Origin of the sequence: Carnobacterium sp. FSL E2-0243 (assembly GCF_038003605.1) — a bacterium.
GTDB lineage: Bacteria > Bacillota > Bacilli > Lactobacillales > Carnobacteriaceae > Carnobacterium > Carnobacterium maltaromaticum.
This window is the reverse complement of the sequence record NZ_JBBOPM010000001.1, coordinates 3122381-3146958: the sequence shown is the minus strand read 5'-3', so window position 1 is coordinate 3146958 and position 24578 is coordinate 3122381. Positions and strand designations below refer to the sequence as shown.

20 protein-coding genes, 1 pseudogene and 1 riboswitch are annotated in these 24578 nt (G+C 33.8%); of the genes and pseudogenes, 17 read left to right on the top strand and 4 right to left on the bottom strand.

Annotated elements, in window-relative coordinates; all coding sequences use genetic code 11:
- Positions 1-52 precede the first annotated feature (52 nt).
- From MHI00_RS14865 to ispE, 6 genes are all read left to right on the top strand, one after another.
- Positions 53-826 (top strand): ABC transporter permease, encoded by a 774-nt coding sequence (locus tag MHI00_RS14865; RefSeq protein ID WP_050815411.1) that lies wholly within the window; start codon positions 53-55, stop codon positions 824-826.
- Positions 823-1650, top strand: coding sequence for an ABC transporter permease (locus MHI00_RS14860; RefSeq protein WP_010053913.1), 828 nt, complete (start codon positions 823-825; stop codon positions 1648-1650). The genes MHI00_RS14865 and MHI00_RS14860 overlap by 4 nt, the downstream gene beginning before the upstream one ends.
- Complete coding sequence (locus MHI00_RS14855) at positions 1647-2720, top strand: ABC transporter substrate-binding protein (protein WP_010053915.1); 1074 nt, start codon at positions 1647-1649, stop codon at positions 2718-2720. Before MHI00_RS14860 ends, MHI00_RS14855 begins: the two co-directional genes overlap by 4 nt.
- A 412-nt stretch (positions 2721-3132) precedes the next feature.
- On the top strand, positions 3133-4029 hold the full coding sequence (locus tag MHI00_RS14850) for a hypothetical protein (RefSeq protein ID WP_341114603.1): 897 nt from the start codon (positions 3133-3135) through the stop codon (positions 4027-4029).
- A gap of 100 nt (positions 4030-4129) precedes the next feature.
- Positions 4130-5038: an EamA family transporter RarD gene (rarD, locus tag MHI00_RS14845; protein WP_015075405.1), complete on the top strand. Its 909-nt coding sequence runs from the start codon at positions 4130-4132 to the stop codon at positions 5036-5038.
- Positions 5039-5141: 103 nt separating this feature from the next.
- A complete protein-coding gene (ispE, locus tag MHI00_RS14840; RefSeq protein ID WP_010053918.1) occupies positions 5142-5993 on the top strand; it encodes a 4-(cytidine 5'-diphospho)-2-C-methyl-D-erythritol kinase in 852 nt (283 codons plus the stop codon).
- Between the two features lie 54 nt (positions 5994-6047).
- On the opposite strand, the gene nagA is transcribed toward ispE, so the two are convergent.
- Both nagA and MHI00_RS14830 read right to left on the bottom strand, forming a co-directional pair.
- Positions 6048-7202 (bottom strand): N-acetylglucosamine-6-phosphate deacetylase, encoded by a 1155-nt coding sequence (gene nagA / locus MHI00_RS14835; RefSeq protein WP_010053919.1) that lies wholly within the window; start codon positions 7200-7202, stop codon positions 6048-6050.
- Positions 7199-7975 carry a DeoR/GlpR family DNA-binding transcription regulator gene (locus tag MHI00_RS14830; RefSeq protein WP_010053920.1) on the bottom strand — a complete coding sequence of 259 codons (777 nt, stop codon included), beginning with the start codon at positions 7973-7975 and terminating at the stop codon, positions 7199-7201. Before MHI00_RS14830 ends, nagA begins: the two co-directional genes overlap by 4 nt.
- A 191-nt stretch (positions 7976-8166) precedes the next feature.
- On the opposite strand from MHI00_RS14830, the gene MHI00_RS14825 reads away from it, so the two are divergent.
- Positions 8167-9192: an alpha/beta hydrolase gene (locus tag MHI00_RS14825; protein ID WP_057000960.1), complete on the top strand. Its 1026-nt coding sequence runs from the start codon at positions 8167-8169 to the stop codon at positions 9190-9192.
- 93 nt (positions 9193-9285) lie between these two features.
- Here the strand turns inward: MHI00_RS14825 and MHI00_RS14820 are convergent, their stop codons facing one another.
- A complete protein-coding gene (locus MHI00_RS14820) occupies positions 9286-10254 on the bottom strand; it encodes a ketopantoate reductase family protein (protein ID WP_010053922.1) in 969 nt (322 codons plus the stop codon).
- Between the two features lie 248 nt (positions 10255-10502).
- On the opposite strand from MHI00_RS14820, the gene MHI00_RS14815 reads away from it, so the two are divergent.
- The 8 genes and pseudogenes from MHI00_RS14815 (at position 10503) to MHI00_RS14780 (ending at position 21252) form a co-directional block, all read left to right on the top strand.
- Complete coding sequence (locus MHI00_RS14815; protein ID WP_010053923.1) at positions 10503-11705, top strand: MFS transporter; 1203 nt, start codon at positions 10503-10505, stop codon at positions 11703-11705.
- A gap of 250 nt (positions 11706-11955) precedes the next feature.
- Positions 11956-12138, top strand: a riboswitch (Lysine riboswitch).
- Positions 12139-12273: 135 nt separating this feature from the next.
- Positions 12274-13899 (top strand): annotated as a pseudogene (locus MHI00_RS14810) (ABC transporter permease subunit).
- An 18-nt stretch (positions 13900-13917) separates the two neighbouring features.
- Entirely contained in the window at positions 13918-14652 is a 735-nt protein-coding gene (locus MHI00_RS14805) for an amino acid ABC transporter ATP-binding protein (RefSeq protein ID WP_010053926.1), read from the top strand.
- Between the two features lie 220 nt (positions 14653-14872).
- Complete coding sequence (locus tag MHI00_RS14800) at positions 14873-15814, top strand: metal ABC transporter substrate-binding protein (protein WP_015075416.1); 942 nt, start codon at positions 14873-14875, stop codon at positions 15812-15814.
- Between the two features lie 35 nt (positions 15815-15849).
- On the top strand, positions 15850-16557 hold the full coding sequence (locus MHI00_RS14795; RefSeq protein WP_010053928.1) for a metal ABC transporter ATP-binding protein: 708 nt from the start codon (positions 15850-15852) through the stop codon (positions 16555-16557).
- Positions 16503-17333 (top strand): metal ABC transporter permease, encoded by an 831-nt coding sequence (locus tag MHI00_RS14790; protein WP_035064660.1) that lies wholly within the window; start codon positions 16503-16505, stop codon positions 17331-17333. The genes MHI00_RS14795 and MHI00_RS14790 overlap by 55 nt, the downstream gene beginning before the upstream one ends.
- Positions 17334-17512: 179 nt before the next feature.
- The gene (purR, locus tag MHI00_RS14785) at positions 17513-18334 is read left to right on the top strand and encodes a pur operon repressor (RefSeq protein ID WP_010053930.1); all 822 of its coding nucleotides are present in this window, start codon (positions 17513-17515) and stop codon (positions 18332-18334) included.
- Between the two features lie 434 nt (positions 18335-18768).
- Positions 18769-21252, top strand: coding sequence for an L-type lectin-domain containing protein (locus MHI00_RS14780; protein ID WP_341114591.1), 2484 nt, complete (start codon positions 18769-18771; stop codon positions 21250-21252).
- A 107-nt stretch (positions 21253-21359) separates the two neighbouring features.
- Here the strand turns inward: MHI00_RS14780 and MHI00_RS14775 are convergent, their stop codons facing one another.
- On the bottom strand, positions 21360-21869 hold the full coding sequence (locus tag MHI00_RS14775; RefSeq protein ID WP_056999772.1) for a cupin domain-containing protein: 510 nt from the start codon (positions 21867-21869) through the stop codon (positions 21360-21362).
- Between the two features lie 313 nt (positions 21870-22182).
- On the opposite strand from MHI00_RS14775, the gene MHI00_RS14770 reads away from it, so the two are divergent.
- Together MHI00_RS14770 and MHI00_RS14765 are read left to right on the top strand one after the other, a co-directional pair.
- Positions 22183-23433, top strand: coding sequence for a sugar ABC transporter substrate-binding protein (locus tag MHI00_RS14770; RefSeq protein WP_010053933.1), 1251 nt, complete (start codon positions 22183-22185; stop codon positions 23431-23433).
- Between the two features lie 242 nt (positions 23434-23675).
- The gene (locus MHI00_RS14765) at positions 23676-24569 is read left to right on the top strand and encodes a carbohydrate ABC transporter permease (RefSeq protein WP_010053934.1); all 894 of its coding nucleotides are present in this window, start codon (positions 23676-23678) and stop codon (positions 24567-24569) included.
- Positions 24570-24578: the final 9 nt, after the last annotated feature.

Below are 24578 nucleotides of genomic sequence, written 5' to 3'. Positions count from 1 at the left end.
AGGGATATTCGTGGCAAAACAAACAAAACTATTTTACTTTATCCCTTACGTGATGTGGTTGGCATTATTTGTGGTAGCTCCATTAATTTTAATTATTTACCAATCATTTTTTGATGTAAATGGTCAGTTTACATTAGAAAATTATAAAATTTATTTCACATCGGGAACTTATTTAAAAATGACCTTTAATTCCATTTGGTATGCGTCACTGATTACATTTTTCACACTCTTAATCAGCTACCCAACAGCCTACTTTTTAAATAAAACCAAACACAAACAACTATGGTTAATGTTGATTATTTTGCCAACTTGGATTAATTTGTTATTAAAAGCCTATGCATTTATTGGGATTTTCAGTATGAACGGTAGCATTAACCATTTCTTAGAATTTATTGGCATCGGAAAACAGCAAATTTTATTTACGGATTTTAGTTTTATGTTTGTTGCAGCCTATATTGAATTGCCTTTTATGATTTTACCGATTTTTAATGCGATTCAAGAACTGAATCCTTCTTATATTAGCGCTAGTCGTGATTTAGGAGCAAATAACGTCGAAACCTTTCGTCGTGTCATTTTTCCACTGACTTTAAATGGCGTTAAAAGCGGTGTGCAAGCCGTCTTTATTCCTTCACTTTCACTCTTTATGCTAACGCGTTTAATTGGTGGAAATCGAGTAATAACACTAGGTACAGCCATTGAAGAACATTTTCTAGTCACACAAAATTGGGGCATGGGTTCAACCATTGGAGTCGTCCTGATTGTTGCAATGATTATCATTATGTTGGTTACAGGAGAAAAGAAACGGAAAGGAGCGAAACATAAATGAAAAATTTTAAATGGTCCACTATTTATTTAACCTTCGTTTTTCTTTTGCTTTACATTCCAATCTTTTATCTAATTTTCTACTCCTTCAACGCCGGTGGAAATATGAATGAATTTACCGGTTTTACCTGGGAACATTACGCAGAAGTTTTTGCTGATACACGGTTGATTACAATCGTCCTAAATACGTTATTAGTTGCTTTTTTATCCGCTTTAATTGCCACATTAATTGGAACTTTTGGAGCGATGGGGATTTACTATACCAAGCGCCGCCAAGCACGGAATGCCTTGTTGAGTTTCAATAACATTTTGATGGTTTCGCCAGATGTTATTATCGGAGCTAGTTTCCTGATCTTCTTTACCTTCTTAGGACTTGGCTTAGGTTTCGGTTCCGTGTTGCTTTCGCACATTGCCTTCAGCATTCCAATTGTGGTTCTAATGGTCTTACCTAAATTACAAGAAATGAATGACTCCATGAGCATGGCAGCCCGTGACTTAGGAGCAAATACATTTCAGGTAATCAGTAAAATTGTTTTACCAAGTATTACACCAGGAATTTTAGCAGGCTTTTTCATGGCATTCACATACTCGTTAGACGATTTTGCCGTAACCTTTTTTGTAACAGGGAATGGATTTACAACTCTGTCTGTTGAAATCTATTCAAGAGCAAGACAGGGAGTTAGTTTGGAAATTAACGCCTTGAGCGCATTGATGTTTGTCTTTTCATTAATTTTAGTTGCTGGCTATTATTTTATCCAACAACACAGCCAAACTAAAAAACAAAAAAATCGGCATAAACGTCATTTAGAGGCGGTGGAAATTAAATGAAAAAGTTAGTAACCTTCACAGCATTAATTTTAATCTTAAGTAGTGGTTTGTACTTTATGACCAAGCAATTAGAAAAGGCCCAAGGCTTTGCTGGAAATAACGTTCTAACTCTATATAATTGGGGCGACTATATTGATCCAGATTTAATTAAAAAGTTTGAAAAAGAAACGAACTATAAGGTTTCCTACGAGACTTTTGATTCCAATGAAGCGATGTTTACCAAGATAAAGCAAGGTGGAACAGCTTACGATTTAACCATTCCTAGTGAATATATGATTCAAAAAATGATTAAAGAAGAGATGCTAATTCCGCTAGATAAATCAAAAATTAAAGGCTTAGAAAATATAGATTCACGCTTTTTAGACTTAGATTTTGATTTAAATAACAAATTTTCAATCCCTTATTTTTGGGGAACGCTAGGCATTATTTATAACGATAAATTTGTCAAAGAAGAAGAAATGCAACACTGGGACGATTTATGGAATCCTAAGTTAGCGAATAATGTGATGTTAATTGATGGAGCTAGAGAAGTGATAGGCTTATCCCTGAACAGTTTAGGCTATTCATTAAATAGTAAGAATATGCAGCAATTGACAGCAGCTTCAGACAAATTAAGCACCCTGACACCAAATGTAAAAGCGATTGTTGCAGATGAAATAAAAATGTATATGGTTCAAGAAGAAAGTGCAGTAGCAGTAACCTTTTCTGGTGAAGCTTCTGAAATGCTTGATAATAATGAGCATTTACATTACGTTATTCCAAGCGAAGGATCGAATCTATGGTTTGATAATTTTGTCATTCCTAAAACAGCAAAAAATAAAGAAGCAGCCTATGCCTTTATCAATTTTATGTTAGAGCCAAAAAACGCAGCCCAAAATGCTGAATACATTGGGTATTCAACACCAAATAAGGCAGCGATGGCTTATTTACCAAAAGAGCTTGTTGAAGACGAACAGTTCTATCCGTCAGATGAAACAATGTCACATTTAGAAGTCTATGAAGATTTAGGTGCTAAATATTTAGCTATCTATAATGATTTATTTTTAGAGTTTAAGATGTACCGCAAGTAGTGATGAAGCTTATTAGAAAAAGTGATTTAATCAAAAAGAGCAAAGATTAATACTATAAAGCCAACAATGTATCAATTATTGTTGGCTTTTTTCTATTTATTTTTAAGATTTGCAAGCAAAGAGTTTCCCTAAAATCAGAACGTTGTTGCATAAATGCATGTAAAAAGATGTATTTTGTTAAAAAATTCCTTAGGAAGGGAAATAAAAGTATTTAAAAGGGTTGAGGAAAAGGGAATAGAATGCTATGATTTTAGATGAATAACTATAGTTACAGCTAAAGTTATATGAAAATATAATGATTGGTTTGTTCATTATTAATGGATATAAAAATAGAATTTAAACATTTAGCTAAATGAGATCAATAAAAAATATACTCAAGGTTTAGGATTGAATTTGAAGGAGTGGAGCGTTAATGGAGGAGTTGGAATACTATTCATCAAACCAAGTAGCTCGTGAATTAGATATTGAGTTGGCGTTATTGCAAAGACTATCTGGTTTAATCGAAAAAACATTGATGAATACAGATTATTTTTATCGTGATAAACGTAATAGAAGATTATACACACATGCCAATATTAATGAGTTGGAAGCGATCCTAACTATAAAAAAGAAAAATAAATTAACTTATGCCGCCGCGATATTTGGGAATTATGCGAATACTCAACATAATCTAAGCTCTGAAGAGGTAAAAAAAGAGGAACTTTCAGATGTTTTAAAAAAATTGCAAAACCAAGAAGTCGTCTTAAAACAACAGAGTGAAAAAATAGATGTGCTAATGAATACGATTGAAAAATTATTGAATTTAGAAAACCAAAATTACGAAGCCTTGTTAGACTTAAGTGAAAAAATAGACACATACACAAGTCAGAAAAAAACTCGCCCAACAGCAAGTAAAGTTAATGTGAAAGAAAAGGTCAATTCATCATTTGTAAGTGAGAACGAAAGAAATACAAAAAAACAAACACTACAAACAACTACAGCCACAATGGAAATTGCGATTCAAAATCCATCCAACACTAAGACAGGTACAACCATGATTAAAAAAGCTGAATTTTTAGAGTTAAGAAAAAAACTGAAATATCTACCTTTTAAATGGAGTGAGTCTCGCAAAAGTCTAAATTTAAGCAAAAAAGATGCCAAACATTATAGTCAGTATGTGAATGATTCTAAGCAATTTTTAGAAGAAGTCATGAATCCTCGTAAGCTTGGCAATTATTATTTTATCAAAAGAGAACAAAAAGAGTTGTTGAACTCCTATGGAAATTTTTATGATACATTAGAGCTAACAGCTTTTCCAGAAAAAAAATAAGTGCAGGGTGCTGCGCTTATTTTTTTAGTATTATTAAATAAAATCGTGTACTTTATGACAAGAACAGGTATAATCAAAAGGCATGAAAGGAAGTGTTTTTTTGAATCAAGAACAAGTTCAAAATCAAAAAAAAGGGTTGATTTCAGGCTTAATAGCCTATATTTTATGGGGTGTCTTGCCACTTTATTGGAAAAGTGTCGGTGAGGTATCGGCTTTGTCGATTTTATGTTACCGTATTTTTTGGTCATTTATTTTTATGGTGGTTGTTTTAGTTATTTCTGGTAAAACAAAAGCCTTTATAGCGGAAACAAAAGCCTTACTCCAAGATCATAAACGAGTGATTGCCATTATTTTAGCCGCATTACTAGTGAGTGCGAATTGGTTTATCTTTATTTTTTCAATTGGTAGTGGACATGTGGTTGAAGCGAGTCTGGGATATTATATTAATCCGTTAGTTAATGTGGTTTTAGCCACTGTCTTTTTAAAAGAACGCTTAGGTCGTGCTGAATTTATTGCCTGTTTATTGGCGGCAACTGGCGTTTTAGTTTTAGCTATTGAAAGTGGAACGATTCCTTGGGCATCATTAGCAATGGCCTTAACTTTTAGTTTATATGGATTAATCAAGAAAATAGCTCAAGTTAGTTCTTTTACAGGTCTAACGCTAGAAACATTAGTAATGACACCATTTGCAATTATTTATTTACTTTTCTTTTCTAAAGAAGGCTTTATGACGTTTGATCTACCAATTAATCTATTGCTAATTGGTTCGGGGATTGTTACAGCGATTCCGTTGTTTTTATTTGCTGAAGCAGCTAAAAACATTTCATATATCTTATTAGGTTTCTTACAATACATTGCACCAACATTAATGCTAATTTCGGCTGTTTTTTTGTTTAACGAAAGCTTTGAATTGCCACAACTTTTAGCATTTGGTAGTATTTGGATTGGAATTGCAATTTTTACAACGAGCAATATTCTTGCATTAAAACGAAATCGGATGAGAAATTAACTATTATTTTTAGGTTAAAAAATAGCAAAGACTCTTCCCAAACCCTGTAAATTAAGCTACTATATCCTAAGAGTATAAACAAGAGGAAGGGATTGGAGATAAGATGGAAATTATAGAAAAAGCTCCAGCCAAAATTAATTTATCGCTAGATGTTTTATATAAGCGCGAAGATGGATTTCATGAATTAGAAATGGTAATGACAACCGTCGATTTAGCTGACAGAATTGCACTTAAAAGCTTGCCAGAAGATCAAATCGTCATTCGAACGACAAATGGTGTCTTGCCACTGGATCGTCGTAATCATGCCTTTCAAGCAGCTAAGTTAATTAAAGAAACCTTCGCTATTGAGACAGGCGTGGAAATCACGATTGAAAAAAAGATTCCAATTGCAGCCGGATTAGCAGGTGGGAGTAGTGATGCAGCTGCTACCTTACGTGGTTTAAATCGGCTATGGGACTTGAATTTAACACTGGAGGAAGTTGCAGAACTTGGATCCAAAGTTGGTTCGGATGTACCTTATTGTGTTCATGGAGGTACGGCTTTTGTATCTGGCAGAGGTGAAAAAGTTGAACCGATTGGAGAGATGCCGCAGTGTTGGGTGGTTTTAGTCAAACCACGAGTAGGTGTTTCAACGGGTTCTGTGTTTAGTGTTCTTTCTTTCGATACAGTGACTCATCCAGATACAGCTGGAATGGTAGCCGCAATTAAAGCCAAAGATTACGCAAAAATGACACAAAAAGTTGGAAACTTGTTAGAAGAAGTTACGATAGCACGTCATCCTGACATTGAACGTGTGAAAGAAAAAATGCTTAAATTTGGTGCAGATGCAGCTTTAATGAGTGGTAGCGGACCGACAATTTTTGCTTTATGTGATAAATACTCCAGAGCTCAACGAGTCTATAATGGACTAAAAGGCTTTTGTGATGAAGTTTATTTAGTTAGAACGTTAAAATAAATAAAACCGACTATGTTGTTCTATTAAAAGAGCAACATAGTCGGTTTTTTCTCTCTAGCTTACTTTACATATGTTACCTTTAATAAATGTTTTGACTACATCAAATTCACCATCTAATAATACCAAGTCAGCATCATAACCAGGCGCAATTTTTCCAAGTTGAGTTAGATTTAAAATAGTTGCAGGAGTAGTTGATGCCATAGCAATACTATCCGTTAAAGGAATTCCAAAATTAACACTGTATTGCAAGGATTTATTCATTGTAACAGTACTAGAAGCTAGCGTACCGTCCTTCAATCGAGCAATGCCATCTGTTACGGTGACATGATGACCGCCAAATAGATATGAACCATCCCCAACTCCCATAGCTTGCAGAGCATCAGTGGTTAAAACAATTTTATCTGGACCTTTTATTTTATGCATCAAACGAACAATTCCAGGATGTAAATGAACGCCATCAACGATTGCTTGTAGGCTCACTTCATCCTCTTCCAATGCAGCAGTTACTAATCCAGGGGAACGATGATGAATAGTTGGCATCGCATTAAAACAATGAGTAATATGCGATGCTCCGGCTTTAAAAGCTGTTTGAGCTTCTTCGTAAGTCGCATTAGAGTGGGCAATTGCAACGACAACCCCTTTTTGTTTTAAATAGGCAATTAATTCAATCCCACCAGGCAGTTCAGGTGCAATTGTCATCATTTTAATTAAATCTCCCGCTTCTGCAAAAATTCGATCTAATTCATCGAAGTCAGCGTGTCGAAGGAACTTCGGATTTTGCATCCCCTTTTTTTCTACATTTAAATAAGGACCTTCAAGGTGTAGCCCAACAATTTTAGCACCTTCTTCATGCCCGATAACTTTTTTTACACTGTGAATCATTGCTAATAAATCTTCTAAAGAAGAGCTAACTGATGTCACTAAAAAACTTGTACAACCAGTCTCAGCACATTTTTTTGAAACTTCTTGAATACTTTTTGTGGTACCATCCATCATGTCATAATTATTTGCGCCATGAATATGAACATCAATCATACCTGGTATCAGTAGATGACCATGACCATTAATGATGTTATAAGTTGTTTGAGCTTCTTCTTTTAGGGAGTCAAAAGGAGCAATGGCAGTGATTTTTTGATTCTCAATATAGACACTACTTGTTGTTTTATCTCTTTCTTCACCTAAGCGAACATTTGAAATAATGGTTTTCATTTCATTCCACCTTCTTTCTCATAAATAACTTCAATATTGTGTGTGCTAAGAACTTTTTCAATTTCATTAGGAAAAGGAGTTGTCGTAATAATGCAATCAATACCGTTAAAATCTAATTTAAATGAAGACGTTTGATTGACCTTTGAGCTATCTACGAGTAAACAAACCTTTCTAGCATTTTGAATCATTCTTTTTTTCATATAAAGGTCATCTAGTTCAGAATAGAAAATACCTGTTGAATTGATTCCCAGCGCTCCAATAAAGGCGACATCAAATTCAAATTGATCTAATTGTTCAACAATAGAAGGACCAGCTAGCATATGTGAGGCTGGATTAAAAAAGCCACCTAAAAGAAAAATACGATTTTTTTCATTAGTTTGCGAACACGCAAGAGCATTATCAATTGAATGAGTGACAAGTAAGATGTGTTCTTGGCGGATATGTTGTGCAATAAAATTGACAGTTGTTGAAACATCTAACATAATTGTCATGTTATTTTTCATAAAGCGAGTGATTGCTAATTTAGCTAAGCGCTCCTTCTCTGGGGCATGGGTAATTAAACGTTCTGTATATTTTTCTATTTTGGCTTTTGTATAAGGTAGGGTAATCCCACCACGATAACGTTCAACTAAATTACTTTCAGCTAACAACAGAATGTCTCTTCTGGCAGTGTCTTTAGAAATTGAAAAAAATTCGGCAATTTCTATTTGTGATAATTTTTTTTTCTCTTCTAGCAATTCTAAAATTTTAGCTAGTCGTTGTTTTTGATCCATAACCATCACCTCAATACAAATTGTAACATTGTTTAAGTTTTTGTGCAATATTTAGGTTTTATTGTAATTTTTTACAAGTTTTTATATGTATTAGATTTTTATTAAAGAAAGGTTTGAAGGTAACGAAAGCTTTTTAATTGTGCTAAAATAGAGATAGTCAATTAAAAACGATAAAGAAAGATGTGAGCAAAGTGAAACAAGAGAAAAATGAAACAAGAAAAGCGTTGCGCTATGTTGCTCCTTTTTTATTTGCAGCAATAGCGATTCCGACTGTAGTGATGCAGTTTACGCCAACCCCAGTCTCACGATTATTGCGTCGACGTTTTAGCAAAGAGAAAAGTCAGTATATTCCTCAAAATGTTGCTGAAATAGTGGCTAAAACAAAATCAATTAATGATTTAAATTATGAATCAAGCTTAGCTAATGGTTTTTTAGATGTGATTATGCCAAAAGAAGCAGAGAAAAAAAGTCCGTTAATTATTTGGATTCATGGGGGAGCCTATGTTGGTGGTGATAAACGGGATGTGACACATTACGCAGCAACCATTGCGAGTTTTGGTTATGTTGTTGCCAATATTAATTATGCTTTAGCACCAGAGCAACCCTATCCAGGTCCGCTGATTCAATTAACCGAAAGCTATTTATATTTAAAAGAACATGCAGAAGAATTTAATATTGATTTAACTCAAGTGTTTTTTGCTGGTGATTCAGCAGGTGCTCAAATAGTTAGTCAATTTTTTGCCATTCAAACAAATCCTAAATTAGCAGATGCGGTATCTATTCAAGCCGTTGTTCCAAAAGAGACCTTAAAAGGTGGGTTATTATTTTGTGGTCCATTTGATATTCCAAAACTAGGAACAGATAGCAAATCTACCTTGATGAATATTTTAATGAATCAAGTTGCTTGGGCCTATGTAGGCGAAAAAAAATGGCTTTTAGATGAACGTTTAGAACAAGTGTCAATTCAAAATCATATTACAAGTGATTATCCGCCCTGTTTAGTTGCAGATGGAAATACAAATTCTTTTGAAGATCATGGACGTGATTTTGTGGCTTTACTAGAAGCCAATGGGATTGAAGTTGAAGGTATCTTCTTTTCAACAGATGAAAATCGAACAGAGCATGAATACCAATTTATTTTAGATAGCGAAGCAGGTAGGTACACCTTTGAGCGAATGATGGAATTTATTGAAAAGCATGTAACAAAAATTGACTAAAGAGCACGAATAATTTCTGAATACAAATAAGACATAGAAAAAATCGCATAAAATCCATTTTTGCAAATGCTGATTTTATACGATTTTTTATTTTTATTTTTGTAAAACAGCCTCAAGTTTGGGGTGTTGTGAAATATAATCAGCTACATAAGCTTCATATGAACGCCAAGTGGGCATAGGAATCATTAAATCCTCACCAGCTTTTAGTACTTCTTGATAGCCATAAATCCATTCACTTAATCCATTTTGCATATAGTATTCAATTAATTTTGTTGTTTCATTATTTTGGAATAAATGTTTCATAAAAGGAGTAACAATCGCTTTTGGATAATAAAAAATACGTGCTGGTAATAATTTTTTAGTTGCAACACCAGATGCTTCACAGACTTTTAATCCTTCGCGACAAGCGACAATCATTTCTGAAATGGCTTTTGAATTTGTTGAAAAAGCTTCAAATCCACCAGCTTTTAAAATTGCACCAGCTCTAATTGCAAGTTGCAGATAGTGAACTTTTAACCAATCAACTAAATGTTCTTGAATCGTTACATGTAAATCAGCTGCTTCAAATTCTTCCTTATAGTCATAGATAAGTTTTTTTTGTTCAGGTGTTTGAATCCCTAAAATAGTTCCTTCAGTAAATACAACGATATCGAGTTTGTCATCTTGCTTTCCACCACCAACTTGAGATGGAAAGCCTAATAAATACTCTTCTTTAGTAAAATACTTTTCAATTTCAGTCGTGATATCCCAATGATTGAGCATAAATAGTATATTCGCATTTTTTTTATTTGTTTTTAAAATCGGTAAGCTTTTTAAAAGCTGACAGCGATTGACTGTTACAATAATTAAATCATACTCAGCAGTTAAATCAGTTACTAAATTAGGACTGAATTTAAAAGCATAACTTTTTTCTTTTCTTAGATCCTGTGCTGAAATAGAATAGGTTTCGTAAGCGTTTTCTTGTTTTTCTGGTCGAACATAAACTGAAACGTCATGTTTGTCGGATAAAAGCCAGGCATAAGATAGCCCAATAGTACCGGCACCAAAGATTAAAATGCGCATGGTAAGACTCCTTTTTTTTAATAGGTTAAGTGTAAATCACTTGCTCTAGTGTACCACTTTTAGGGAATAAATCCAGTACTTGTTAAAAAAAAATTAAAAAAGAAAATAAACGGCTTTGATTTGTTATTTAACCAGGTGTTTATATAGAAAAATAAATAAAAATAGTGAGAGATAATCGTGAGTTTTATAGGAATTTTTTAGAAGAAATGGTATGATTCAAACAGAATGACTTGGGGGAGTGATGAAGAGTGTTGAAAAAGAGTTTGGCACGACGATTAACGATTCAATATGGGCTCTTGCAAAGCATGTATTGGATGGGTTTTTGTGTTATTATGGGATTTGCAACCGTTTTTCTATTGTACAAAGACTTTGAAGGACAACAAATCGGCGTTATTTTAGCTGTGTCAAATATCTGTGCAGCATTATTGCAACCCGTTATTGCAAGTTTTGCGGATCGTTCAAAGCACGTTATGTTAAAAACAATTATTAGTTTTTTAGCATTTATCGTTATTTTATTAACCATCTTATTAGTATTGATTCCTGTAAACAAAGTAATTATTGCCTTATTATTTATTTTGATTGGAACAGTTGTCTTAACGATTCAGCCTTTATTAAATTCACTTATTTTTGAGTACATTAATAGGGGAATCAAGATCAATTATGGCTTAGCTAGGGGGCTAGGTTCGTTATCTTTTGCTGCAATATCCTTTGTTTTAGGTTTTATTGTTAATCGGTTTAGTCCAGCAGTTTTACCTTATTTATATATACTTTTCTACTCGTTTATTTTATTGATTGCTTATAGCTTTAAAATGCCAAGGGTTTTGAAAGAGGAACCAGATCTGAGTATTTGCAGCTCGCCTAGTAAAAAAACGTTTAAATTAGCTGAACTCACTACTTTTTTTAAACGGTACCATAATTTATATCTGCTTTTAATTTCCGTTTGTTGTTTATTTATTTTTCATAATATTATTAGCACTTATTTGATTCAAATTATGCAAAATGTCGGAGGAAGCGACACTGATTTTGGAATCTCCTTAGCTTTAGCTGCTAGTGTTGAATTGCCAACTATGATGGGTTTTGCTTATTTAGTTCGGAAAATAAAAGGAAGCACATTGTTAAAAGTATCGGCAATTTTTTTTACAGTCAAAGCCTTGGTTTTTCTATTAGCTCCTAGTGTTGGTGTTATCTATTTGGGACAAATTTTACAAGCACTATCCTTTGCATTGTATATTCCTGCATCCGTTTATTATATGAATGAGCTAATGGAACCTACTGACCGAATTAAAGGACAAGCTATTATAATGGTGGCAATGACGCTTGGTGGTGTTTTTGGGAATTTAATTGGTGGGATATTATTAGATAACTTTACTATTTTTGTAATGTTAGTAGCGGGAGTAATTTTTTCATTGATAGGAACGTTATTGCTATGTTACTCGGTGAAAGAAATTTAATCTAGCGAAACTGCATTAAATTGATGAATGAAATAAACAAAGTTTGGTATACTCAGCATGAAAAAGAAACCATGCTTCCTTTTAAATTAGAGCTCTTCAAAAGACGGTAGCTAGTAAATATAATGAGAAATAACCATCTATTCACTGGGTAAATGATTTATGCTAATTTTATTGATATAAAAATCGAAGGTTGACAGCCACGATTCCTTACTGTAAACTTCAAGATATAATTGAATACAACCTCACTTTATTGTGAGGTAGAGGCGCACTTATTTATTAGTCCTATGTTGAGTTTGAGGAAACGATGAAACTGGGAGAAGGAAATAGTGCCGAAATGAATAATAACCTCATTATTATTTGTTGGGTCTGTAGCGAATAACTGCAGAACTGTCTTAATAAGCTACCCAGTTTATTAAGTTGTGCTATCTCGAATGAGAGAAGGGGTTACGTAACGATATTTCAGCGGCCTAAGCTCAAAACTTAGGGCGTTTTTTGTTTTTTTCTGGAGTATTTAAACTGTATTTTGAATGGTAAATAAAGAATCTAATGAAGGAAAGAGGAGATTGAAATGAAAAAAAGAGGTATGTTTGGTTGGTCTATTTTGCTTGTTGCATTAGTAATTATGACAGGTTGTGGCTCAAAAGATAAAGCAGCCGGGGGGAAAGAATCAGAAACTTTTACTGTTGGAATGGAAGCTGGTTATGCACCTTTTAACTGGACTCAAAGTGATGATGCAAATGGTGGCGTGAAAATTGATGGAACGAAAGAATATGCTGGTGGATATGATGTGGCAATTGCGCAAAAAGTCGCAGATGGACTTGGAAAAAAATTAGTGATTGTTAAAACAGAGTGGGATGGTTTAATTCCAGCATTAACATCAGGTAAAATTGATGCCGTGATGGCAGGAATGTCGCCAACTGAAGAACGTAAAAAATCAATTGATTTTTCAGATAGTTACTATAAATCAAATTTAGTTATGGTGGTGAAAAATGGCAGTAAATTTCAGTCTGCAACTTCGATTCAAGATTTTGAAGGAGCAAAAGTTACTGGTCAGTTAAATACATTCCACTATAGTGTAATTGACCAAATCAAAGGTGTTAAAAAAGAAACAGCAATGGATAATTTTTCTGCCATGCGTGTGGCGTTACAATCAGGTGTGATTGACGGTTACGTTTCAGAATTACCAGAAGGAATCAGCGCTCAGTCAGCTAATTCTGATTTCAAATTAGTTGAATTTAAAGATGGGTTTAAAACTTCAGATGAGGATACTGCAATTGCCGTAGGTTTAGTCCAAGGTAGCCCTTTAACTGCTAAAATCAATAAAATTCTGGCTGAAATTTCACCAGAAGAGCAAGCTGAAATTATGGAAGCTGCAATTAAAAATCAACCAGCAGCTAATTTGAAAGACTAGTTCTATAACTAATGGAGGTTTAACATGAGTTTTGAGTGGATTGTAAAAATAATATCAGAAAATGGTCCCATGTTTTTAAGAGGAGCAGGCGTCACCTTACTAATCGCTTTGATTGGAACCGTGCTAGGATCAATTATTGGTTTACTAATTGGGGTAGTTCGGACGATTCCTAAACCAGAGCTAAAAATTAACCGGATTATTCTAAAGATTGTTAATGGTATTTTATCCGTTTATATTGAAATATTCCGTGGAACACCAATGATTGTACAAGCGATGGTTATCTATTATGGATCTGCACTGGCTTTCGGAATTGATATCGACCGCATTGTGGCAGCTATCTTTATCGTGTCTATTAATACCGGCGCCTATATGTCTGAGATTGTTCGCGGTGGAATCGTATCTATCGATAAAGGACAATTTGAAGCGGCACAAGCAATTGGGATGAATCATATCCAAACAATGACCAATGTAGTTTTGCCGCAAGTATTTCGTAACATCTTGCCTGCTACAGGTAACGAGTTTGTGATTAACATCAAAGATACCTCTGTTTTAAATGTTATTTCTGTAACAGAGCTCTTCTTCCAAACAAAATCAATTGCCGGAAATAACTTCCGTTACTTTGAATCGTTTTTTGTAGCCTGCGTGATTTATTTTGTCATGACTTTTACCGTGACAAGAATATTACGTTACGTGGAACGACGTTTAGATGGACCAGATAATTACATTATGTATGCGAACCAAATGCAAGTAGCTAAAATTGAAAATGATAGTCAAAATAACTAACAACAAAGGACGAATCTAATGGAAAAAGTAATAGAAGTACAACATTTAATGAAATCCTTTGGGAATCACGAAGTCTTAAAGGATATTGATTTTACAGTCAACAAAGGGGAAGTTGTATGTGTGATTGGATCATCTGGTTCAGGCAAATCAACCTTGCTACGTTGCATAAACTTACTAGAAAAACTAAGCGGCGGAGACATACTTTATAAAGGGAAAAATATCATGCAAGACACCCATGATATCAACGAATACCGTAAACATTTAGGGATGGTCTTCCAACAATTTAATTTATTTAACAACCATAATGTGCTGAACAACTGTATGGTCGGACAAATAAAAGTCTTGAAGCGGACCAAAGAACAAGCTGAAACCGTCGCTCGTAAAAATCTACAACTTGTAGGAATGGAAGAATACATCAACGCAAAACCTAGTCAACTTTCAGGTGGTCAAAAGCAGCGTGTTGCGATTGCAAGAGCTTTATCGATGGATCCAGACGTTTTACTTTTTGATGAACCAACGTCTGCTTTGGACCCAGAAATGGTTGGAGAAGTGCTAAAAGTCATGAAAGAGCTAGCAGGATTAGGATTAACAATGTTAGTTGTCACCCATGAAATGGATTTTGCTAAAGATGTAGCCGATCGCGTAGTTTTTATGGATAAAGGCGTGATTGTTGAAGAAGGTCCACCAGCAGAAATTTTTAATCATCCAAAAGAAGAACGTACAAAAGAATTTTTAAAACGGACACTAAATTAAGTTTGTTTTACTAATATAAACCGTAAAATAGCAAGGAGTTTTTCTCTTATGCTATTTTGCGGTTTTTTATCTTGACGTAAGTTTCAGATAATGATAAGCTACTTAATGCGAGTCAAATAGTAATCGTTCCGATTTGAAGTTCAAATTAAATTTTACTATTCAAATCTTTCTTTATAGAAGGAACAAAATAATAAGTCTCACCATACTCAAGGAGGTAAGTATGAAATCTTTAAAAAAAGGCAGTTTACTCATTGCGAGTTTAGCCATTCTATTTATAATGGTTGGTTGTGGAAATCAGGAAGCAACTAAAGATAGCACTAAATTACAAATTGTTACAAGTTTTTACCCAATGTATGATTTTACTCAGAATGTAGCTGGTGATAATGCTGAAGTGTCGGTCTTAATGAAGGCTGGTACTGAGCCACATGACTATGAACCGAGTGCAAAAGATATTGCCAAAATTGCAGATTCTGATGTTTTTGTTTACAATAGTAAAGAAATGGAAACTTGGGTCAGCAGTGTGTTAACGAATATTGATACTAAAAAAACTGTAGTCGTGGATGCTAGTCAAGGAATTGATCTTTTAGAGGGAAATCACAGTGATGATGAAACAGAAGCTGAACATGAAGGACATTCTCATGCCCATGATCCACATATTTGGCTAGATCCTGTCTTAGCACAAAAACAAGTTGATACAATCAAAGAGGGCATTATCAAAGCCGATACAAAAAATAAAGAAACCTATGAAAAAAATGCTTTAGCCTATAAAGAAAAATTAGCTGCTTTAAATGAAAAATTTGAAATGGGCTTGAAAAATGCTGAAAATAGAACTTTTGTCACTCAACATGCAGCATTTGCTTATTTGGCTAATCGATACGATTTAGAACAAGTAGCAATAGCAGGTTTATCACCAGATCAAGAGCCTAGCCCAGCTAAATTAGCTGAATTAAACGATTTTATTAAAGAAAACAATATTAAAATTATTTATTTTGCTGAAACGGCATCTCCAAAAATTGCTAAAACTGTAGCCAATGAAACAGGAGCCAAGCTAGAAGTATTAAGCCCGATTGAAGGTATCACGCAAGAAGAGCAGGAAAAAGGTGTTGATTACATCAAGGTAATGGAAAAAAACTTAGAAGCTTTAGAAAAAGCAATTAAATAGAGCAGTGTACCAAAGATGAAAGAAGGGATATATACGTGCATTATATAGAAGTAAAAGACTTAACTTTTTATTATGAACAAGAGCCCGTGCTAGAAAATATTTCTTTTCATGTAGATCCTGGTGAATTTGTGATGTTAACGGGTGAAAATGGAGCGGCAAAATCAACCTTATTACGAAATGTTTTAGGTTTATTAAAGCCAGCTAAGGGAACAGCTACGATTTCTCCAGTTAATGTGAATGGAGAAAAATTAAGTATTGGTTATATTCCCCAACAAATAGCCTCTTTTAATGCAGGTTTTCCAAGTACTGTTTTGGAATTGGTTCGTTCGGGACGTTACCAACAAGGCCGCTGGTTTAAACGCCTAACCCCTGAGGATCATGAACATGTGCGACGAGCTTTGTTATCAGTAGGTATGTGGGAAATGCGTGATAGAAAAGTGGGAGAATTATCTGGTGGTCAAAAGCAGCGTATTTGTTTAGCGCGCATTTTTGCGACAGATCCTGATTTATTTGTACTAGATGAACCAACAACAGGAATGGATATTGAAGCCAGAGCCGATTTTTACAAATTATTGCGTCATAATAGTGAAGTTCATGGAAAAGGAATTCTGATGGTAACCCATGACCACGACGATATTAAAGACTATGCTGATCGTCATATTCAGTTAGTGCGAAAGGAGGATTCGCCATGGAGATGTTTCGCCATGAATTCATGCAACATGCCTTCCAAGCCTCATTCTTAATTGCTGTTATTGCGCCTTTATTGGGACTCTTTTTAGTTTTAAGAAGACAGTCGCTAATGGCAGATACCTTATCGCATATTTCATTAGCTGGGGTAGCGCTAGGTATGTTTGTTAATATTAATCCAACAGTGACAACTTTGATTGTTGTTGTCATTGCAGCAGTTGCGATTGAATATGTTCGTAGTCTATACAAAACGTATTCAGAAGTGTCTATTGCTGTCCTAATGTCAGCAGGTTTATCGATTGCGTTAGTGTTGATGAGTTTAGACCAAGGAAGTGGAACGGCAAGTGTTCAGCAGTATTTATTTGGATCAATTGTAACAATTAGTCGTGAACAAGTTTATTTGTTAGCTGTATTGTTTGCAATTGTTGTGACGCTCTTTTTCTTATTTAGAAAACCAATGTATGTTCTAACATTTGATGAAGATACAGCCTTCACAGCAGGTTTGCCAACTCGTTTAATGTCACTATTATTTAATGTTATTACAGGAGTAACAATTGCTGTGATTATGCCAATTGCTGGTGCTTTATTAGTTTCTGCAATTATGATTTTGCCAGCTGCTATCGCGATGCGACTATCAAAAAGTTTTAACTGGGTTATGTTGATGGGTGTAGTTGTAGGTTTAATTGGTATGTTTGGTGGACTAACCACTTCTTATGAATTTGGAACACCACCTGGGGCTACGATTACACTGATATTTATTGTTATTTTTATTTTCAGTGGTGTGATTGGAAAATTAATAGCGAAGTTTAAGAAAAAAAATACTTCAAACTAAACTTAAAAAGCAAAAAAAGAAGTGAATACGAAAATTCGCTTCTTTTTTTATGAGAAAAAGATAATAAAAACGAACAATTTAGCAAAAATTAAAAGAAATAACTACCTTTTTTCGGTAAAAACCCTTATAATAAGAAAAGTGAAAAATTGCAGATAAAATAGGATAAAGAGGTGACAATTTTGAAGGTAAAAAGAAGTGAGCGTCTAATCGACATGACTCGTTATTTATTAGAAAGACCCCATAAATTAGTTTCTTTGACATACTTTGCGAATCGCTTTGATTCAGCAAAATCTTCTATCAGTGAAGATTTAACAATTGTCAAAAAAACATTTAAAGAGCGTGGTACGGGGACCTTAGAGACTGTTCCTGGAGCGGCAGGCGGAGTTAAATTTATTCCTGAAATTGCTAAAACAGAAGCAGATGAATTCGTCAATGAAATGTGTATCCGTCTATCAGAACCAGATCGTTTATTACCAGGAGGCTACGTCTACCTATCAGATTTATTGGGTGAGCCTAGTATCTTGCGTCAAGTTGGTAAAATTATTGCGACCCAATATTTGGATCAAAAAATTGATGCGGTGATGACTGTTGCTACAAAAGGTGTGCCAATTGCCCAAGCCGTTTCTAGTTACTTAAATGTGCCTTTTGTTATTGTTCGTCGTGATTCAAAAATCACAGAAGGTTCAACTGTTAGCATTAATTATGTTTCTGGGTCTTCTGAGCGTGTTGAGAAAATGGAACTATCAAAACGTAGCTTAAAACGTGGTTCTCGTGTCTTAATCGTGGATGATTTCATGAAAGGTGGCGGAACTGTTAACGGAATGAAGAGCCTGATTGAAGAATTTGAAGCTGAATTAGTCGGTATTACTGTTTTTGCAGAGTCAACTTTTAGTGGCAATCGGATGATCGATGATTACTCTTCTTTACTTTGCGTTGACGAAGTTGATATCCGTGATAAAACGATTCATGTTAGTCCAGGGAATTACTATAAAACAAAATAGAAATTTTAGAAATTAGGATACACTCGCAACTAGAGTGTATCCTAATTTTTTTCGTAAAAATTCGAAACTTTGTCACAATTAGAATTTGAAATTTAAGTATCTCAATTATTAATCTAATGAGGAGATTTGCTAGATTTTGTAAGGAATACTGGATAAATATAATTCCTATTACATATCCGATATGGGGAGATTTTTTGAATATGCATGAACGATTATTTGTATTTGAAATATCATTTTATGTGTTACGTTACGTTAAAATGATAGTAGTTGAACAGTAAGCAGTAGAAAATACTTTGGGGAAGTGAGTAAAAAGCATAATTTAGATAGTATAAAAATTAGATATAAAAACAAGATTACTACTAAACAATAGACAAATCTAAGAAAGTTCTATTTACTGTTTAATGATCAATCTAGAATATAAAGGAGTGGATACTATGAAAAAAAAGCAGATTTTATTAGCCTCTTGGGGTATTATTTTATTGGTATTTTTTTTAAACCCAACAGTAAAAGCAAGCTCATTGCCCCCAAGCAGTGTACCAATCACAAATGTATTTAGGGTACCTTCCGGAGCGAATAGTTATACTGATGGAAATATAACAGTTGTAACGGATGATGATAACTATAAAGTCGGTTCTATTTTTTCAACAGAAACGAATAAAATAGATATGACCAAATCATTCTCCGCAGAGATGTATGTTTATTTAGGCAATAAAACTTCTTTGGCAGCAGATGGTATGGCATTTGTTATGCATGCGGATAAAGGAACTACCGAAAGATTTCAAGCAGGTAAAGGTGATCAACTAGGCGTTTATGCTAAGTATGATAGTCTTATGACCGAGCAAATTAAAAATAGTTTTGCTATAGAATTTGATACGTATTACAATGGGTCTACTTTAGACAAGAATGTTCTTGGGAATCAAAATAAGGGTCATGTTGCCTATTCTTTTCCAGGTAATAGGTCTTCATATGGTACTACAACTATTGGGAAAATTGGTTACTTGGTTCATCAGGGACTTTATTATCCAAGTGATTACCTTTCTAATGGTACGTGGCATCCATTTAGTGTAGATTGGGATCCACAAGGTAAGAGATTAACCTACAATTTTGATAATGCATCAACGGTAAGCGTTCCAATGGATCCTATAAGTGTATTTGGAACCAATTCGGTTTATTGGGGATTTACAGGATCAACAGGAGCACAGTCTCAAGAATCAAAAGTTGCTTTTAAAAAAATTCCAGGTTTAGTAAATATTGACTCAAGTATGAAGATTACTAAAGATGGAAAAGATATTACAAATACAGGAGCGTCTGCTGCAGATGGCAATGTTAAAGTAGAGTATGAAACAACTTATAATGGCGGAAAACAAGATCTTATAAATCCAGTTTTTAGTTTAGAATTAGACGATTATTTATCGTACAATAAAGGATCTTTAGTTATAAATGGTCAATCAGTAGATGATATCATTTCAGGAGGCAAATTAACTTATAAATTACCGCAAAATCTAACAAATGAAAATAATAAATTTATTGTTTCTTTTGAAGTAAGTCCAAAAGTTGTGACCAGTCAAAATGTGAAATCTAAAATTAAGTATTCATTAAATGCTGATAAATATATTGACAATAGTGAAGTGGAAATGCCGATTCAGAAGGTCAAGGTTGTAACGAATGAAGATTTTGAAAACCAAACATGGTTAATTGATGCAATCAATAGTAAATTAGCTCCTAAAAAAATTGGAATAGATATGTTTGAATCTGATTTAGAAAATATATGGATATTAAGTTCTTACGGAAAAAATTATCCAGAAGAGCATATTCCAGCTTCAATTAATAAATTAAAAAAATTAAGAAGCCTTGTTATCGGAAATGTGCAGTTGAAAGGCAGCTTACCAACAGAGTTAGGAGATTTATCCGAACTACGGACGATAAGCATTTTCGGGAACAATTTTGAAGGAGGTATTCCATCCTCATTAGGCAATTTAACTAATTTAGAGGCATTAGTACTTGTTGATAATCAGTTAACTGGATCGATACCTACAAGTCTTGGATTACTAAATAACTTAAAAGACATTAGGGTAAATCAAAATAAATTAAGCGGAAGCTTACCTGATTTTCCTTTGGATATGGATAATATTAGTTTTAATGATAACCAAATAACATATAATTCATCAGATATTCCTGAGTTTTTACAAAATGCAAAAATTAAGTCTTATGATAATACTTTTATTCAGGGGTTGGAATTAACTGGTAATACGAAAATAGCGAGTACTAGCAACGTGATAAAACCATTTAATCCATTGAATAGTGGATATTTCAATTTAAAGGTTCTTCAAGGAAATACAACTCAAGAACTTTATGATGAACATCTATATACAATTAAAAATAGTATTGATGGAACAGTTCTATACAAAGGTAAGAGAGACATACAATTACAGATTCCTTACTACAAAGGAATTTTATATACGGTCAGTGTAGACGATGCCGAAAAAAATCCAAACAGTGTGTTGATTATTTCGGGCAAAGTAGATGAATTTAAATTTGAAGAAACGCCAAAATCAATGTCAATTAAAGCTAAAATAGGTGCTGAAGCACAACCTGTTACACTAGACGGTCAATTGGCCATCTTTGATAATAGAGAAAATGCCAATTGGAAATTGAGCATCACACCTAGTGACTTAAAGCAAGGTACTAAAATTTTACAAGGTGAATATACCTATACAGATAAAGGTGGAGAAATACATTCAATTATGAATGGGCAGAAATATTTACTTGAAAAAGGAAAAAGCGATAGTATAAATGAAGTTATCAATCTATCAAATTCTTGGGGAAACAAACAAGGATTACATTATAAGATGAATAAATCCAATTATGTGGGTGAGTATAAAGGCAGCGTGAACTGGACCTTAGAAGACGCTCCATAATTCCATAAGAAACGTTAATAAAAACACATGAAATCATAATTAAAAATGATTTCGTGTGTTTTTTTATAAAGCGGGAAAATAAGATTGTCTTGCTAAATTTTATTTTTTTAAAGAGTGGGAAGGACTTCATAAGCCAATTTCTCAATAATCTCTTGATGATCAGGATAATCTAAAAGAAGCTCTGCCTGAGTAAATAATTCAAAATCTTTAAAATCGAATCCTGGTGAAACCATACAACTAACTACTGCAAAATCACCATTTCCTTCAATACTTGAGCCGAAAATAACATTCTTAGGAACAACAGCTTGTAAAACTTCTCCGTTTGCCAAATCAAGGCCAAGTTTAATTATTTCATAGTGCCCATCAGGATGCAACAAATGAACAGTTAAAGGCGATCCTGTGTGATAATACCAAATTTCATCAGATTTAAGACGATGAAAATGAGAGGGACTTGCTTGGTTTAATAAAAAATAAATACTAGAATAATGATGGCGTACCCGTTTATCTGTAGTTTCAAATAGTTCTTTTGATTCGAACATTCGCTTGTAGTATCCACCTTCTGGATGGGCTTCAAGCTCCAATTGTTTAATCCAATAAGTCGCATCTTGATTTGTCATGATAAAACATCCTTTCATTTGTTCATACTCTACTCTATCAAAAGTATAACTTTTCTAACCTAAAAAGTACAGATAGAAATAGAGTGGTTGATTAAAAGAAGATACCAGTCTCAATAACCGTAGAAACGTTTCTAGTAAGCGTTTTATAAATTAGGTTTAGTTTGATACATAGTATTCTAGATAGTGAAAAAACGAACTAATGTAGCTGTTTTTAAAAAATAAAATAAATAGCTTGCAAACGATTGCAAAAAAATATATAATAAATCCATCGAAACGTTTCTATAAACTAAAAATTATTTGGAGGTAGGAAGAAATGAAGATGAAGAATAAAATTATTCTTTTAAGTTCTATTGCACTTGTATCAATTGGATTATTAGCTGGTTGTTCCTCAGGTAAAGAAGATAGCAAAAAAGATTCAGCTGAAAAAGTTACTTTTTGGTATATGGGTGATGGTAGTAAAGAAATCCAACCAATTATTGATGACTTTGAAAAAGAAAGCGGTGTAAAAGTTGATCTTCAAAGTATTCCATGGTCTGCTTCACATGATAAATTACTGACAGCAGTAGCTTCTGGCGATGGTCCAGATGTCGTTCAAATGGGAACAACATGGATGGCAGAATTTGTTGATGCAGGTGCCTTAAAAGATATTTCGTCTTACATTGATTCTGAAGATACATTGAAATCAGATAATTTCTTCGATGGTTCAGTTACAACAACAAAATTTGATGATAAATACTATGCAGTTCCTTGGTATACAGAAACCCGTGCATTATACTATCGTACAGATTTATTAAAAGAAGTTGGTTATGATAAAGCACCAGCGACATGGGAAGAGTTACAAGATGCTGCTACAAAATTAGCCGCTCGTGGTAAAGACATGTATGGATTTGGAGCAGATTTAGCTGAACCAACATCTGCATTTATGTTTGCTCGTCAAAACGGTTCTGAGTTATTTGATAAAAGTGGCAAACCATTATTTGATAAGAAACCATTTGTTGAAGCAGTTGATTATTTAGATAGCTTTATTCAAAATGGCAGTGCACCAAAAGCTGATTTAGGTTTAGATGTATCGCAAACATTTGGTAGTACAGGAATTGTGCCGATGTTCATTAGTGGACCATGGATGATTACAGCTATTACAAAAGATGCACCCGATATTGAAGGCAAATGGGCAACAGCAGTGTTACCTAAAAAAGAAAATAATATGTCTAGTACAGGTGGAGCTAACTTAGCTATGTTTGAAAGCAGTAAAAACGAAAAAAATGGCATGAAATTAATTGAGTTTTTAGCTCGTCCAGAAAATCAATTAACGTTCTTCAAAAATTCAAATTCATTACCAACATCACATAAAGCTTGGGAAGATCCAATTCTAGCAGAAGACGAAAAAATTGCTGTCTTCGGAGAACAATTGAAAAATTCTGAACCAATGCCAATGATGAAAGAATGGGAAGAAATTAGCCAAGCTTATTTAAAAGTTTGGGAACAAATTTATGCAAATGGAGCAGACACTCAAAAAGAAATGACAGAATTCAATAAACAAACAGAAACAATTCTAGGTAAATAATTCAAGATGTGAAGAAAGCTATTTTCTTCAGACGACACAGAAGATAAGTACAATCAATTGGGTTTATGGTTGAGGGTAGTTATTGAAGTGAAGTATAGGAAAAGCAAGCTTTCGGAACAAAATTAGAAAAGGTGTGCTAAATGTGAACTCACATTTAGCACAACCTTTTCATAATACTTATTTCTAAATTGAAAAGGATTTAAACACTTTTCAACGAATATTTTAAAAGAAGGGGAAAAGCTATGAAAGCATTCTTGAATAAAAAAATACCTTATTTATTTGTAGGTCCATCATTGATATTATTGGCATTATTTTCATTGATTCCAATTGTAATTGCACTATTTATTAGCTTTACAGATATTAATTTAGCGGGTCTTGCCAACTGGTCTCGAATTAGTTTTATTGGCTTTGATAATTATAAAAACATTGTCAGTGATCCGATTTTTCTGAAATCCATTTTTAATACAGCCTTTTATGTAGTTCTCGGCGTGCCATTAGTGATTGTGTGTTCTTTAGCAATCGCCTTATTAATTAATTTTGGGCAAAACCGATTTTTTTCTTTTATGCGGTTAGTTTTTTACACACCATCAATTACCAACGTAGTAGCAGTGGCAGTTGTATGGACTTATTTATTCAATCCCAGCATTGGATTAATTAACCATATGTTAGCTTACATTAATATTGGCCCTATTCCGTGGTTACAAGATCCAGTTATCGCAAAAGTGTCATTAGTTATCTTGGCTCTATGGCGCTCAATCGGGATTAATATGATTATTTTCCTAGCAGCATTGCAAGGAATTCCGAAAGAATATTATGAAGCTGCTCAGTTAGATGGAGCAAGCTCTTGGAATCAATTACGATTCATAACTGTTCCTATGTTGCGCTTTTCAATCTTTTTCGTAACCATTACAACCATGATTGGTTGGTTGCAATTCTTCGAGGAACCGTTTGTTATGACCAAAGGTGGACCATTAGATAGTACAACCAGTGTTGCACTATTTATTTATCGCAACGGTTTCCAATTAAGTAAATTTGGTTATGCAGCTGCCGGTTCATTTATTCTATTTCTTGCGATTATTGTTATTACACTATTGCAGTTTAGATTACAGAAAAAAGACGCAGATAATCAAATGTAAATTTTTAGA

Excerpts from the sequence above, each read along its gene's own strand:
- MHI00_RS14830 (WP_010053920.1), bottom strand. The coding sequence starts at position 7,975 with ATGGATCAAAAACAACGACTAGCTAAAATTTTAGAATTGCTAGAAGAG.
- MHI00_RS14855 (WP_010053915.1), top strand. The coding sequence starts at position 1,647 with ATGAAAAAGTTAGTAACCTTCACAGCATTAATTTTAATCTTAAGTAGT.
- MHI00_RS14780 (WP_341114591.1), top strand. The coding sequence starts at position 18,769 with ATGAAAAAAAAGCAGATTTTATTAGCCTCTTGGGGTATTATTTTATTG.
- MHI00_RS14865 (WP_050815411.1), top strand. The coding sequence starts at position 53 with ATGTGGTTGGCATTATTTGTGGTAGCTCCATTAATTTTAATTATTTAC.
- MHI00_RS14790 (WP_035064660.1), top strand. The coding sequence starts at position 16,503 with ATGGAGATGTTTCGCCATGAATTCATGCAACATGCCTTCCAAGCCTCA.
- MHI00_RS14860 (WP_010053913.1), top strand. The coding sequence starts at position 823 with ATGAAAAATTTTAAATGGTCCACTATTTATTTAACCTTCGTTTTTCTT.
- MHI00_RS14850 (WP_341114603.1), top strand. The coding sequence starts at position 3,133 with ATGGAGGAGTTGGAATACTATTCATCAAACCAAGTAGCTCGTGAATTA.
- MHI00_RS14775 (WP_056999772.1), bottom strand. The coding sequence starts at position 21,869 with ATGACAAATCAAGATGCGACTTATTGGATTAAACAATTGGAGCTTGAA.
- MHI00_RS14800 (WP_015075416.1), top strand. The coding sequence starts at position 14,873 with ATGAAATCTTTAAAAAAAGGCAGTTTACTCATTGCGAGTTTAGCCATT.
- nagA (WP_010053919.1), bottom strand. The coding sequence starts at position 7,202 with ATGAAAACCATTATTTCAAATGTTCGCTTAGGTGAAGAAAGAGATAAA.
- ispE (WP_010053918.1), top strand. The coding sequence starts at position 5,142 with ATGGAAATTATAGAAAAAGCTCCAGCCAAAATTAATTTATCGCTAGAT.
- MHI00_RS14820 (WP_010053922.1), bottom strand. The coding sequence starts at position 10,254 with ATGCGCATTTTAATCTTTGGTGCCGGTACTATTGGGCTATCTTATGCC.
- MHI00_RS14770 (WP_010053933.1), top strand. The coding sequence starts at position 22,183 with ATGAAGATGAAGAATAAAATTATTCTTTTAAGTTCTATTGCACTTGTA.
- MHI00_RS14805 (WP_010053926.1), top strand. The coding sequence starts at position 13,918 with ATGGAAAAAGTAATAGAAGTACAACATTTAATGAAATCCTTTGGGAAT.
- MHI00_RS14765 (WP_010053934.1), top strand. The coding sequence starts at position 23,676 with ATGAAAGCATTCTTGAATAAAAAAATACCTTATTTATTTGTAGGTCCA.